This window comes from Pseudoroseomonas cervicalis (assembly GCF_030818485.1).
GTDB lineage: Bacteria > Pseudomonadota > Alphaproteobacteria > Acetobacterales > Acetobacteraceae > Pseudoroseomonas > Pseudoroseomonas cervicalis_A.
Genome location: NZ_JAUTAJ010000004.1, coordinates 1,992,278 through 2,005,097 on the forward strand (window position 1 = coordinate 1,992,278; position 12,820 = coordinate 2,005,097).

Here is a 12,820-nt window from a genome sequence, read left to right on the forward strand (position 1 = left end):
GCGTCACCGTAATGCGAGAACGCCCGCCGCGCCGGATCGGTCCGGAACCCGCAGAAAGGAAGGTGCGATGGCGGAGAGGGTGGGATTCGAACCCACGGTCCCCTTGCGAGGACTTCGGTTTTCGAGACCGACGCGATCGACCACTCTGCCACCTCTCCGCGGTGCGCTGGTCGTCAGGCGGGGCGGGGTATAAAGCGGCCGGGGCGGCAGCGCAACGGCGGGTTTCGCGGATTTTGCGCGCCGCCTGCGCCGCCGCAGCCCCGCCCGGCGCGGGGCGCAAGGGGCGAATCCGCCCTCCGACGTTGACTCTCCGGCCCCAGGGGGTCTATACGGCCGACCTCCCGGCGGGGTCTCGGTCCCGCCGATGGCCGTTCTCGGCCACATCCTTATCAGTCAGGCCAGTACGGCAGAGCTTTCAGGGCGTCCCATGACCTACGCAGTGATCCGCACGGGCGGCAAGCAGTACCGCGTCACCCCGAACGCCGTGCTCGTCGTCGAGAAGCTGGAGGCCGAACCCGGCCAGACCGTGACCTTCCAGGACGTCCTGGCCGTGGCCGGTGAGGCCGGGCTGACGATCGGCGCGCCCATCGTGGCCGGCGCCTCCGTCACCGCCACCGTGCTCGAGCACAAGAAGGGCGAGAAGGTCATCATCTTCAAGAAGCGCCGCCGGCAGAACAGCCGCCGCAAGAACGGCCATCGCCAGCCCCAGACGGTGCTGCGCATCTCCGGCATCGCCGCGGCCTGATCAGACAGTCTTAGGAGACACCAACCATGGCGCACAAAAAGGCCGGCGGCTCCTCCCGCAACGGGCGCGACTCCGCTGGCAAGCGGCTCGGTGTGAAGAAGTTCGGCGGTGAGCATGTGCTCGCCGGCAACATCATCGTCACCCAGCGCGGCACGAAGATGGTCCCGGGCCAGAACGTCCTGCTCGGCCGCACCCATTCGATCCACGCCGCGGTCGAGGGCAAGGTGAAGTTCACCCGCCGCGCCGAGGGCCGCGTCCACGTGTCGGTCGAGCCGCTGCCGCAGGCCGCCGAGTAAGACGCGCGCCTCCGCGAGCCGAAAATACCGCGAACGGGGGCCGCAAGGCCCCCGTTTTCGTTTGCCCGGCCCGTGCTGACAGGCCGCGCCCCTGCTGCCCCCGACCATCCCTCCCCTCCCCCCGGATTCCCGCCATGAAGTTCCTCGACGAAGCCAAGATCTGGGTGAAGGCCGGCGATGGCGGCGATGGCGTCATCGCCTTCCGCCGCGAGAAATACATCGAGTTCGGCGGCCCGGATGGCGGCAATGGCGGCAAGGGCGGCGACATCATCGTCACCGCCGTGCCTGGGCTGAACACGCTGATCGACTACCGCTACGCCCAGCATTTCAAGGCGCGCAAGGGCGGCAATGGCGCGGGCTCGGACCGCACCGGCGCGGGCTCGGAGGATGTCGTGCTGCAGGTGCCGGTGGGCACCGTCATCCTGGACGAGGACAAGGAGACGGTGCTGGCCGACCTGACCGAGGCCGGGCAGCGCGTCATCCTCTGCCATGGCGGCGATGGCGGGCATGGCAATGCGCATTTCAAGTCCAGCACCAACCGCGCCCCGCGCCGCGCCGACAAGGGCTATCCGGGCGAGGAACGCTGGATCTGGCTGCGGCTGAAGCTGATCGCCGATGCCGGGCTGGTCGGCCTGCCCAATGCCGGCAAGTCGACTTTTCTGTCCGTTGTCAGCGCGGCCAAGCCGAAGATCGCCGACTACCCCTTCACCACCCTGACGCCGCAGCTCGGCGTGGTGCGGCTGAACGCCACCGAGGAATTTGTCCTGGCCGACATCCCCGGGCTGATCGAGGGCGCGCATGAAGGTGCGGGCCTCGGCACCCGCTTCCTCGGCCATGTCGAGCGCTGCGCGGTGCTGCTGCACCTGATCGATGGCAGCCAGCCCGACCCGGTCGGCGCCTATGAGACGGTCCGCGCCGAGCTGGAAGGCTATGGCGGCGGCCTGTCCGACAAGCCCGAGATCGTCGCGCTGAACAAGCTCGACGCCATGACGCCGCAGGCCAGGGCCAGCCGCGTCAAGGCGCTGGAGCGGGCGCTGGGCCGCCCGGTGCACCTGATCAGCGGCGCCACCCAGGAGGGCGTGCCCACCGTGCTGCGGGCGCTCGCCGACACCATCCACCGCCACCGCGAAAGCGAATCCGCATGACCACCCCCTCCCTCGGCGCCGCGCGCCGGATCGTCGTCAAGATCGGCTCCGCCCTGGTCGTGGACGCCGAGACGGCCGCCCCGCGGGAGGGCTGGATCGCCTCGGTCGCCGCCGATGTCGCGGCGCTGCGGGCGCGCGGCATCGAGGTGGTGCTGGTCTCCTCCGGCGCCATCGCGCTGGCCCGCCGCGCTTTGGGCCTCACCCGCAAGAAGCTGCGGCTGGAGGAGAAGCAGGCCGCCGCCGCGGTCGGGCAGATCCGCCTGGCCGGCGCCTGGCAGGCGGCGCTGTCGCAGCACGGGCTGAACGCCGCCCAGCTGCTGCTGACGCTGGAGGACAGCGAGGACCGCCGCCGCTACCTCAATGCCCGCGCCACACTCGGCACGCTGCTCGACCTCGGCTGCATCCCGGTCATCAACGAGAACGACACGGTCGCCACCGCCGAGATCCGCTTCGGCGACAATGACCGCCTGGCCGCCCGCGTCGCCGAGATGATCCATGCCGATGCGCTGGTGCTGCTCTCCGACATCGATGGGCTCTACACCGCCGATCCGCGCAACGACCCGGAGGCGCGGCATTTGCCGGTGGTGGAGCGCGTCACCGACGAGATCATGGCCATGGGGGGCGAGCCGCCGCCGGGCTATTCCTCGGGCGGCATGCGCACCAAGCTGATCGCCGCCCGCATCGCCACCGGCGCCGGCTGCGCCATGGCCATCGCGCTGGGCCAGCGCGAGCACCCGCTGGCGGCGCTGGAGGAAGGCGCGCGCTGCTCCTGGTTCCTGGCCGCGCCGGAAGGGCGCCGCTCGCGCAAGCAGTGGATCGCCGGCAGCCTGGCGCCGCTCGGCGTGCTGCGGGTCGATGCCGGCGCGGCGCGGGCGCTGCGCGCCGGCTCCTCCCTGCTGCCGGCCGGGGTGCGCGGGGTGGAGGGCGAGTTCGGCCGCGGCGACCCGCTCTCGGTGCAGGACGAGGCGGGGGCCGAGCTGGCGCGCGGCCTCTCGGCCTATGATGCCGAAGCCGCGCGCGCCATCGCCGGCCGCCGCTCGGAGGAGATCGAGGCCATCCTGGGTTGGCGCGGGCGGGATGAGATCATCCACCGCGACGATCTGGTTCTGATTTAAGCAAGGCCGGGGGAAGGAATTCCCCCGGACCCCCATCTTTTTTCTGTCAGTTGGCGCAGCCTGGACGGGCGCCCCGAACTGACAGAAAAAAGAAGAGGGGGCGCGGGGGAGAATTCATTCTCCCCCGCTGTCCAACGCCAAAGGAAAAGCGCGCCATGGACGCCATGACGAACCCGATCCTCCCTGTTGCCCAGGCGGCCCGCGCGGCCTCTGCCCTGCTGGCGCGGGCGGACCGACCGTCGAAGGACGCGGCGCTGCGCGCGGCCGCCGCGGCGCTGCGCGCGCGCGAGGCCGAGATCCTGGCTGCCAATGCCGCCGATCTCGCCGCCGCCCCTGACCTGTCCGCCTCCTTCCGCGACCGGCTGACGCTGAATCCGGCCCGCATCGAGGCGATGGCGCGGGGCCTCGAGGAGATGGCCGAACTGCCCGACCCGGTCGGCCGGGTGCTGACCGAATGGACCCGGCCCAACGGGCTGCTGATCCGCCGCGTGGCGCAGCCGCTCGGCGTCATCGGCATGATCTTCGAGAGCCGGCCGAATGTCGCGGCCGATGCCGGCGGGCTCTGCCTGAAGGCGGGCTCGGCCGTCATCCTGCGCGGCGGCAGCGAGAGCGCGCGCTCGGTCGCCGCCATCCATGCCGCGCTGCTGGACGGGCTGCGCGCGGCCGGCCTGCCGGAGGCCGCGATCCAGATCGCCCCCACCCAGGACCGCGCCTTTGTCGGCGCCATGCTGGGGGCGGCGGGGCTGATCGACCTGATCATTCCGCGCGGCGGCAAGGGTCTGGTGAATCGGGTGATGCAGGAGGCGCGGGTGCCGGTGCTGGCCCATGCCGAGGGGCTCTGCCACACCTATATCCACGAAGCCGCCGAGCCGGAGATGGCGCGCGCCATCCTGGCCAATGCCAAGATGCGCCGCACCGGCATCTGCGGCGCGACCGAGACGCTGCTGATCGACGCGTCCATCGCCCCTTCCCTGCTGCCGCTGCTGGTGGAGGATCTGCGCGCGCTGGGCTGCGATTTCCGCGCCGATGCCCGCGCCCGGGCCCTGCTGCCCGAGTTGCCGGCGGCGAGCCCGGAGGATTTCTCCACCGAATGGCTGGATGCGGTGCTGTCCGTCGCGGTGGTGGATGGGGTGGCCTCGGCCCTCGAGCATATCCGCCGCCATGGCAGCGAGCACACCGAGGCGATCGTGACCCGGGATGAGGGCGCGGCGGCGGAATTCCTGGCCGGGCTGGATTCGGCGGTCGGGCTGTGGAACGCCTCCACCCAGTTCTGCGATGGCGGGGAGTTCGGCTTCGGCGCCGAGATCGGCATCGCCACGGGGCGGCTGCATGCGCGCGGCCCGGTCGGGCTGGAGCAGCTCTGCACCTATCGCTACCACATCCTCGGCAATGGGCAGACGCGGCCCTGACACGGACATCCGGATCGGGCCTGGCCGCGCCCAGATCAGGCCTGGCGGCGCCGGGGCCCTGGGGCGATGGCCGCAGGCGGCGCATCGGGCTGCTCGGCGGCAGCTTCAACCCGGCGCATGACGGGCATCTGCATGTCGCCCGCCAGGCGCGGCGGGCGCTGCGGCTGGACCAGGTCTGGCTGCTGGTCTCGCCCGGCAACCCGCTGAAGCCGGCCGCCGGCATGGCGCCGTTCCGGCAGCGCCTGGATTCGGCGCGCGGCATCGCCGATGGGGTGCACGTGCTGGCCAGCGGGCTGGAAGCGGCGATCGGCCAGCGCTACAGCGCGCGAACCCTGGCGCGGCTGCAGGCGTTGTTCCCGCGAATCCGCTTCGTGTGGATCATCGGGGCGGACAATCTGTGGCAGCTGCCACGCTGGCGCGACTGGCGCCGCCTGGCGGCCCGCACGCCGGTCGCCGTGCTGCCGCGGCCGGGCTGGACCCGCAGGGCGCTGCGCGGCGCCGCCGCCAGCCGGCTGCGCCACATGCGCCGCGCTCCGGCGGCGCTGCTGGCGGCACCGGGCCCGGGCTGGGCCCTGGTGCCGGCGCGAGAACACCCGGCCAGCGCCACGGCGCTGCGCCAGCGCGGCCAGGCCTGGCCGCACCCCCCTTCGCGGCGGCGCTGAGCCGTCGCGCGGTTTCGGCGCTGGTCCGCATCGCGCGGACCCGCCATGAGAGCACGAGAAGACCACAGGAGGCCGCCATAGCCCGCACCCCGAAGAGCCCGGACGAGACGCCCCGCCGCAAGCCTGCGGCCGCGCCCCGCGCCGGCAAGACCACCGCCCGCCCCGCCACCGGCCGGGCGACCGCCAAGCCCGCCGCCAAGGCGAGCCCTGCCAAGGCCCCCGCCGGCAAGGCTGCGTCCGGCAAGGCTGCGGCCAGCCGCGCGCCGGCCAGCAAGGCCGTGACCGGCAAGCCGGCGGCCAAGGCCAGCACGGCCCGCACCGGTACGACCAAGACCGGCACCACCAAGAGCGGCACGGCGAAGTCCGCCACCGGCCGCGCCACCGCCGCGAAGCCCGCCGTGCGGGCCAGCACGGCGCGCAGCGCCACGCCGAAGCCGGCCGCGCCGCGCGCCAGCGCCAAGCCGGCCACCGGCACCGCCCGCCCGGCCCGCGCCAGCGCCGGCACGGCGAAGCCGGCCACGCGCAGCAGCGCCGCCAAGCCGGCGGCGGCCAAGGCTCCGCGCGCCAGCGCCGCCCCGGCCGCGCGCAGCAGCGCCAAGGCCCCGGCCAAGACGGCCACGGCGCCGCGCGCCGCCAAGCCCGCCGCGCGCAAGCCGGCCGCCGCCAAGGCTGCCCCGCGCGCGGCGGCGAAGGCCGCGCCCGCCAAGCCGCGCGCCGTGCGCGGCGCCGCGGTGCCCAAGGCCGCCAGCCGCGTCGCCGCCGCCAAGAACAAGGCCAGCGTGACGCCGAAGCCCGCCGCGAAGCCCGCCGCGGCGCCGAAGCCCAAGAAGGAGGCGGCGCCGAAGCCGGCGGAGACCAGGAAGCTGAAGGCGCCGAAGCGCCAGAAGCTGACCCCGCCGCAGATCGACCAGATCGTCCAGGCCGCCGTGCGCAGCCTGGAGGATGACAAGGCCGAGGATGTGGTGGTGCTGGACGTCGCCAGCCGCGCCGCCTTCGCCGACCGCATGATCGTCGCCACGGGCCTGGCCGACCGGCAGATCCAGGCGATGGCCGGGCATCTGGAGAAGACGCTGGCCGAGCACGGCATCCGCCGCATCCGCACCGAGACCTCGCCCGACTGGGTGCTGCTCGATGCCGGCGACCTGATCGTGCATCTGTTCAAGCCGGAGGCGCGCGCCAATTACCGGCTGGAGAAGATGTGGGGCCCGGACAGCCCGCCCGCCGGCGACGAGGCGGCGCTGCCCCCCGGCCTCGACCGCGCCGAGGAGGAGCAGGACGAGGAGGAGGAGGATCTGGACGACGACCTGATCCTGTCCCCGGACGACATGGTCAATGGCGGCAGCCATGATTTCGACGAGGAGGACGAGGAGGAAGAGGACGAGGATACGGAGCGGCAGGGCTGAGCCGCGCGCCGCTCCTGGTCGCCATCGGCCGGCTGAAATCCGGGCCGGAGGCGGACCTCTTCGCCCAGCACAATGCCCGGCTGCGGCCGCCGCTCGCCCTGCGGGAACTCCCCGAGGCGCGCGGCTCCGCCGCCGAGGTGCGGCGGCGGGAGGGCGAGGCCATCCTCGCCGCCCTGCCGCCGGGCGCGCTGGTCATCGCCCTCGATCTCGGCGGCCATATGCCGGACAGCGAGGCGCTGGCCGGGCTGCTGGCGCGCTGGGAGGCGAGCGGCAAGACGCTGGCCTATGTCATCGGCGGCGCCGAGGGGCTGGACCCCGCGGTGCAGGCGCGCGCCGACCAGCGCCTGTCGCTGGGGCCGATGACCTGGCCGCATTTCCTGGTGCGCGGGCTGCTGGCGGAGCAGCTCTACCGCGCCCAGGCGATCCGCACCGGGCATCCCTATCACCGCGCCTGGCGGCCCTGAGGGGTGGGCCGGCAGGCGCCGCATTTCCGCTCCCGCCCCAGCCGTGCTAGGGCGCCTGCCGTGACCGTACCGATCGTTCCATGTTCCGCTCGCTGATCCGCCATCCCCGGACCCAGGCCGCGCTGGCCCGGCTGCTCAGCGCGTATCTGGGCTTCTGCTACCGGACCTCGCGCTGGTCGATGGTCGGCGCCGAGCACATCGAGACCCATGCCATGGCAGGCAGGCCGGTGATCATCACCTTCTGGCATGAGCGCCTGCCGATGATGCCGATGCTGTGGACCGCGACCCACAAGCTGTTCCCCGGCGCCGCGCATTGGCAGCCGCATGTGCTGGTCTCGCAGCATCGCGATGGCCGCTTCATCGGCGAGGTGGTCTCGCGCTTCCGGCTGGTGATGGTGCATGGCTCGACCTCGCGCGGCGGGGCGGCCGGCATGCGCAGCCTGCTCAAGGTGCTGAAGGGCGGCAGCCCGGTGGCCATCACCCCCGACGGGCCGCGCGGCCCGCGCCGCCAGGCGGCGGAGGGGGTCGCGGTGATCTCGGCGCTGGGCGACGCGCCGGTGCTGCCGACCGCGGCGGCGACCACCCGCCACAGGCTGCTGCCGAGCTGGGACCGCATGATGCTGCCGCTGCCCTTCGGCCGCGCCGTGCTGGTCTGCGGCCCCGCCATCACCGTGCCGCGCGACGACCCGGCCAGCGCCATCCCGGCCATCGAGGCCGCGCTGAACGCCGCCTGCGACACCGCCGATGCCTGGGCCGCCGGCCAGGAGATGGAGAGCCGCCGCCTGTGAGGGGGGCGCGATGAGCTTCGCCGCCGGCGCCGGGCGGGTCCTGGGCAGCGCGCTGGCGCCGCTGCTGCCGCTCTGGCTGCGCCGCCGCGCCCGGCGCGGCAAGGAAGTGCCCGAGCGCCTGGCCGAGCGCAGCGGCCATGGCGCCGAGCGGCCGGAGGGTCCGCTGCTCTGGCTGCATGGCGCCAGCGTGGGCGAGACGCTCTCCCTGCTGCCGCTGATGCAGACCCTGCTGGAGCGCTCCCCCCGCCTGACGCTGCTGGTCACCACCGGCACCGTCACCGCCGCCGGCATGCTGGCGCAGCGCCTGCCGCCCGCACTCGCCGGGCGGGTGATCCACCGCTTCGCCCCGCTCGACGTGCCGCGCTGGCTGGAGCGCTTCCTGCAGGGCTGGCGCCCGGATGGCGCGGTCTTCGTCGAGAGCGAGCTCTGGCCCAACCTCTCCGCAGCCCTCGCCCGGCACGGCATCCCGGCGGCGCTGGTCAATGCGCGGCTCTCCGCCCGCTCCGCCCGGATGTGGCGCTGGGCGCCGGGCCTGGCGCGGGAGATGCTCAGCCGCTTCCGCCTGGTGGTGGCGCAGAGCGAGGCGGATGCCGAGCGGCTGCGCGCCCTCGGCGCCACGGGGGCCGAGCATTGGGGCCACCTCAAGGCCGCGGCCGAGAAGCTGCCGGCCGACCCGGCCGAGCTCGACCGGCTGCGCCGCGCCATCGGCCGCCGCCCGGTGTTTCTCGCCGCCAGCACCCAGCCGGGCGAGGAGGCCTCGATCCTCGCCGCCCATGCCACGCTGCGCCGCCGCTTCCCCGAGCTGCTGACCATCCTGGCGCTGCGCCACCCGGTGCGGGCGGAGGAGGTGGCGGCGCTGGCCGCGCCCTTCGGCCGCACCGCCCGGCGCAGCCGGGGCCAGCTGCCGCAGCCGGGCTGCGACCTCTATCTGGTCGACACGCTGGGCGAGATGGGGCTGTTCTTCCGCCTGGCCGGGGTCTGCTTCATCGGCGCCTCGCTGGTGCCGAAAGGCGGGCACAACCCGCTGGAGCCGGCGCGCCTCGGCTGCCCGATCCTGTTCGGCCCCTATACCGACAATGTCCAGGCCGTGGCGGACCGGCTGGTGGCCACGGGCGGGGCCATCAGGGTGCGGGATTCCGCCACGCTGGCCGAGGCGGTGGCGGACGTGCTATCGGATGCGGGCCGCGCCCGGGCCATGGTCCGGGCGGCGGCGCTGATCGCCGATGACGCCGCCCTCCTGCCGGGGAAACTGGCTTCGGCGATCCTCGCCATCATGCCCCTCGGTGCCGGCGACCCGCCGGCGCAGGACGGGACCTAGGGCCGGCTTTGCGGCGACGCCGCGGTGCTGGCCCTGGAATTCGGTTCGGTCGCGTGAGCAGCGCTTTTCGGCGGTCCGCCACTAGCGAATCCACGCTCTAGGAGAGAGGACAGGTCTGAGCGGATGCGTGCCCCCGGCTTCTGGAGCGGGGGCAGCGGGGGAGTTGCGCCCCTGCTGCTATCCCCCATCGCCGCGATCTACGCGGCCGCCACCGCGCGCCGTGTGGCCCGACCGGGCTGGCAGGCGCCCGTGCCGGTCATCTGCTGCGGCAATGCCACGGCCGGCGGCGCCGGCAAGACCGTGGTCGCCCTCGATCTCGGCCAGCGCCTGTCCCATCGCGGCGTGGCCACGCATTTCCTGACGCGCGGCTATGGCGGCCGGCTGAAGGGCCCGGTCATGGTCGACCCGGCGCAGCATGACAGCCAGGCGGTGGGCGATGAATCGCTGCTGCTGGCGGCGCTGCGCCCCACCTGGGTGGCGGCTGACCGTGAGGCCGGTGGCCGCGCCGCCGTCGAATCCGGCGCCCAGGCCATCATCATGGATGACGGGCTGCAGAATCCGGGCCTCGCCAAGGATCTCTCCCTGCTGGTGGTGGATGGCAATTACGGCTTCGGCAATGGCCGCATCATCCCCTCCGGCCCCTTGCGGGAGCCGGTGGCCGCCGCCGCCGCGCGCTGCCGCGCCGCGGTGCTGATCGGCGAGGATGAGGCGGGCGCCGCCGCCATGCTGCCCCCCTCCCTGCCGGTGCTGCGCGCCCGCCAGGTGCCGGGGCCGGAGGCCGAGCTGCTGGCCGGCCAGCCGGTCTTCGCCTTCTGCGGCATCGCCAACCCGCAGAAATTCTTCAATTCGCTGACCCGCTGCGGCGCCGTGCTGGCCGGCCGCATGGCCTATGCCGACCACTACCCCTTCGATGCCGGCGATCTGCGCGAGCTGCTCGACCAGGCCGAGGCGCTGCGCGCCATCCCGGTGACCACCGCCAAGGATTATGTGCGCATCCCGCCGGCCTTCCGCAGCCGGGTCACCGTGCTCAGCGTCCGGCTGGAATGGGAGGACCCGACGGCGATCGAGGCGCTGCTGGACCCGCTGGCGCAGCGCGTGCCCGTGCCGGCCTGAGCCCGGGCCGGGGGGCCAGCCGCCCGGCCCGCCGCCTCAGCGGCGATAGACCGCGCGCGGGAAGCGCCGGTGCAGCCACAGCCATTCGCCGGGGCGGGCGCGGATCCAGGCGCTGATGCGGTCATTGATCGCCTGGGTCAGCGCCACCGCCGCGGCGGCGCGGCCGCCGGCCGGCTCGGTGCCCTCGGCCGCGGGCAGCGCCAGCGGCGGCTCGACCACGGCGCGGAAGCGGCAGGGCCCGATCCGCTCCACCCGCACCGGCACCAGCGGGCAGCCGAAGCGCAGCGCCAGCTCCGCCGCGCCGGTCGCGGTCATCGCCGGCTGGCCGAGGAAGGGCAGCTCCACCCCCTCATTCAGCTTCTGGTCGACCACCAGCCCGGCCGCCTTGCCCTCCGACAGGTGCTTCAGCAGCAGCCGCGCCCCGCGCGACCCCTTGGGGAACAGCGGCTGGTCGGCGCCGCCGCGCCGCATGCCGCGCAGCACCGCATCGACCAGCGGGTTGTCGGGGGCGCGGTAGAGGCTGGCCATCTGCAGCCCCATGGCCTGGGCCGCCAGCGGCAGCGTCTCCCAATTCGCCAGATGGGCGGAGACGAAGATCACCCTCCCCTCGCCCGCGGGCAGGTTCTCGGTGCCCTCCAGCTCCCAGCCGGGCCCGGCCTCGCCGGGCTGGCGGCGCGGCAGGCGCGGCAGATGCGGCAGCTCCATCACGGTGCGGCCCAGATTCTCCCAGGCATCGCGCAGCACCGCCTCGCGCCAGGAGGGATCGCTGTCCGGGAAGGCCAGTTCCAGATTGCGCCGGCCGATGCGCGAGACCGGCAGCCAGGGCCCCAGCGCGCGCAGCACATGCCCGCCCAGCGCCGAGGCGCCGAGCGGCCCGAGGCCGCGCGCCAGCGCCAGCGCCAGCCGCGCCCCCTGGGCCTCGACCCACCATCGCAGCCGCCGCCACCGCGACCGCCCCTTGCCCTCGGATTGCATGCCGCGCCTTCTGCGGCATCCGGCGGTGTTTGGCCAGGGAAGAAGCGCCACCGAAGAAGCGCCGCCGGAGATGCGCCCCCCTCCGGGAGGACGCCCCCGGACGGCGCGCCCCGGAGGAGGTGACGGGACGGGCGCGCCTCAGGCCGGCTGGGCGCCGGGCGGCAGGCGCGGGTCGGGCCGGGTCTCCGGCATGGCGATGGCGAAGATGGTGGCGCCGATGGCGGCGGCGGCGGCCAGCAGCAGGAAGGCGGCGTCGAAGCCGAAGCGCGCCGCCACCCAGCCGGCCAGCGCATTGGCCGCCGCCGCCCCCAGCCCCTGCACCACGGCGGTGATGCCGAGCGCCGCGCCGAAATGCCCGGTGCCGCGCGTCAGATCGGCCACCATCAGCGGCAGCAGCACGCCGAACATGCCGGCGCCGATGCCGTCCAGCAGCTGCACCGCCACCAGCCAGGCCGCGTTGTCGGAGAAGGTGTACAGCACGCCGCGCAGCGGCAGCACCAGGAAGCCGGCCAGGAACAGCGTCTTGCGCCCCCAGACCCCGGCCTTGCGCCCGGCCAGGATCGAGGTGCCGATCATCACAAGCTGCGCCGCCACGATGCAGGCGCTGACCAGCGCCGTGCCGCGCGCCGGGTCGGCCATGGCCAGCTTCTGCCCCACCAGCGGCAGCATCGGCGCATTGGCGAAATGGAACAGCGCGCAGCCCAGCGCCAGCACGCCCAGCCGCCGGTCGGCCAGCAGCGCGCGCCAATGCGCCGGCACCTGGCCCTCGGCCAGGCCGCGCGCCGCCTGGGGGTCCACCGCCGCGGCCGGCACCGCCAGGGCCGAGAGGATGGAGCCCAGCGCCATGCCGCCCAGCAGCCAGAACACCACCACGGGCCCGAAATATAGCGACAGCCCGCCCGCCGTGGCGGCGGCGAAGGCGTTGCCGGCATGGTTGAAGGCCTCGTTGCGGCCCATCCGCGCATCGAAGCCGGCCTGGCCGACCACGCCCAGCGTCAGCGCCGCCAGCGCCGGCAGGATCGCCGCCGCCGCCATGCCGGACAGCACCTGGGAGATCGCCACCGGCCAGAAGCCGGGCGCCACCAGGATGATCGCGCAGGCCAGGGTGACGGCGATCGCCGTGGCCACCACCAGCAGCCGCTTCTCCGGCAGCGCGTCCACCAGCACCCCGGCCGGGCCCTTGGCCAGCAGCCCGGCCAGACCGCCCAGCGCCAGCACCGCCCCGGCGCCGCCCTGGTCCCACCCCTGGACGCTGGTCAGCCAGATCGCCAGATAGGGGCCGAGGCCGTCGCGGACATCGGCCAGGAAGAAGTTCAGCGCGTCCAGCGCGCGGCGGGCGGTGCGGGTCTCGGCGGCCATGCGGCGGGGCATCCTGGCGGGGGCGTGT

At 74.2% G+C, this 12,820-nt stretch carries 13 protein-coding genes and 1 tRNA gene; 11 read left to right on the forward strand and 3 right to left on the reverse strand.

All coding sequences use genetic code 11. The features are described 5' to 3' along the window. Window positions 1-68 precede the first annotated feature (68 nt). Window positions 69-158: transfer RNA gene (locus QE401_RS13200), tRNA-Ser, on the reverse strand. 269 nt (window positions 159-427) lie between these two features. Between QE401_RS13200 and rplU the strand changes: the two genes are divergently transcribed. The 11 genes from rplU to lpxK all read left to right on the forward strand — a co-directional run bounded on the left by rplU (window position 428) and on the right by lpxK (window position 10,458). Beyond that, on the forward strand, window positions 428-745 hold the full coding sequence (gene rplU, locus QE401_RS13205; RefSeq protein ID WP_307138652.1) for a 50S ribosomal protein L21: 318 nt from the start codon (window positions 428-430) through the stop codon (window positions 743-745). A 26-nt stretch (window positions 746-771) separates the two neighbouring features. Further along, window positions 772-1,041, forward strand: a complete 270-nt coding sequence (gene rpmA, locus QE401_RS13210; RefSeq protein WP_007003866.1) for a 50S ribosomal protein L27 — start codon at window positions 772-774, stop codon at window positions 1,039-1,041. A 134-nt stretch (window positions 1,042-1,175) separates the two neighbouring features. Further along, window positions 1,176-2,186, forward strand: coding sequence for a GTPase ObgE (gene obgE / locus QE401_RS13215; protein ID WP_307138653.1), 1,011 nt, complete (start codon window positions 1,176-1,178; stop codon window positions 2,184-2,186). Next, window positions 2,183-3,301 carry a glutamate 5-kinase gene (gene proB / locus QE401_RS13220; RefSeq protein WP_307138654.1) on the forward strand — a complete coding sequence of 373 codons (1,119 nt, stop codon included), beginning with the start codon at window positions 2,183-2,185 and terminating at the stop codon, window positions 3,299-3,301. The genes obgE and proB overlap by 4 nt, the downstream gene beginning before the upstream one ends. A gap of 155 nt (window positions 3,302-3,456) precedes the next feature. Further along, the gene (locus QE401_RS13225; protein ID WP_307138655.1) at window positions 3,457-4,710 is read left to right on the forward strand and encodes a glutamate-5-semialdehyde dehydrogenase; all 1,254 of its coding nucleotides are present in this window, start codon (window positions 3,457-3,459) and stop codon (window positions 4,708-4,710) included. A gap of 41 nt (window positions 4,711-4,751) precedes the next feature. Beyond that, window positions 4,752-5,372 (forward strand): nicotinate-nucleotide adenylyltransferase, encoded by a 621-nt coding sequence (locus tag QE401_RS13230; protein ID WP_307140239.1) that lies wholly within the window; start codon window positions 4,752-4,754, stop codon window positions 5,370-5,372. Between the two features lie 278 nt (window positions 5,373-5,650). After that, window positions 5,651-6,775: a ribosome silencing factor gene (gene rsfS, locus QE401_RS22990; RefSeq protein WP_373461440.1), complete on the forward strand. Its 1,125-nt coding sequence runs from the start codon at window positions 5,651-5,653 to the stop codon at window positions 6,773-6,775. A 14-nt stretch (window positions 6,776-6,789) separates the two neighbouring features. Next, window positions 6,790-7,239: a 23S rRNA (pseudouridine(1915)-N(3))-methyltransferase RlmH gene (locus QE401_RS13240; RefSeq protein ID WP_307140240.1), complete on the forward strand. Its 450-nt coding sequence runs from the start codon at window positions 6,790-6,792 to the stop codon at window positions 7,237-7,239. 80 nt (window positions 7,240-7,319) lie between these two features. Next, window positions 7,320-8,027, forward strand: a complete 708-nt coding sequence (locus QE401_RS13245; RefSeq protein WP_307138656.1) for a lysophospholipid acyltransferase family protein — start codon at window positions 7,320-7,322, stop codon at window positions 8,025-8,027. 10 nt (window positions 8,028-8,037) lie between these two features. After that, entirely contained in the window at window positions 8,038-9,345 is a 1,308-nt protein-coding gene (locus QE401_RS13250; protein WP_307138657.1) for a 3-deoxy-D-manno-octulosonic acid transferase, read from the forward strand. A 123-nt stretch (window positions 9,346-9,468) separates the two neighbouring features. Next, window positions 9,469-10,458 carry a tetraacyldisaccharide 4'-kinase gene (gene lpxK / locus QE401_RS13255; RefSeq protein WP_307138658.1) on the forward strand — a complete coding sequence of 330 codons (990 nt, stop codon included), beginning with the start codon at window positions 9,469-9,471 and terminating at the stop codon, window positions 10,456-10,458. Between the two features lie 36 nt (window positions 10,459-10,494). Here lpxK and QE401_RS13260 read toward each other — a convergent pair whose 3' ends face one another. Together QE401_RS13260 and QE401_RS13265 are read right to left on the reverse strand one after the other, a co-directional pair. Further along, the gene (locus tag QE401_RS13260) at window positions 10,495-11,433 is read right to left on the reverse strand and encodes a lysophospholipid acyltransferase family protein (RefSeq protein ID WP_307138659.1); all 939 of its coding nucleotides are present in this window, start codon (window positions 11,431-11,433) and stop codon (window positions 10,495-10,497) included. Between the two features lie 138 nt (window positions 11,434-11,571). After that, the gene (locus QE401_RS13265; RefSeq protein ID WP_307138660.1) at window positions 11,572-12,792 is read right to left on the reverse strand and encodes an MFS transporter; all 1,221 of its coding nucleotides are present in this window, start codon (window positions 12,790-12,792) and stop codon (window positions 11,572-11,574) included. Between the last annotated feature and the right edge of the window lie 28 nt (window positions 12,793-12,820).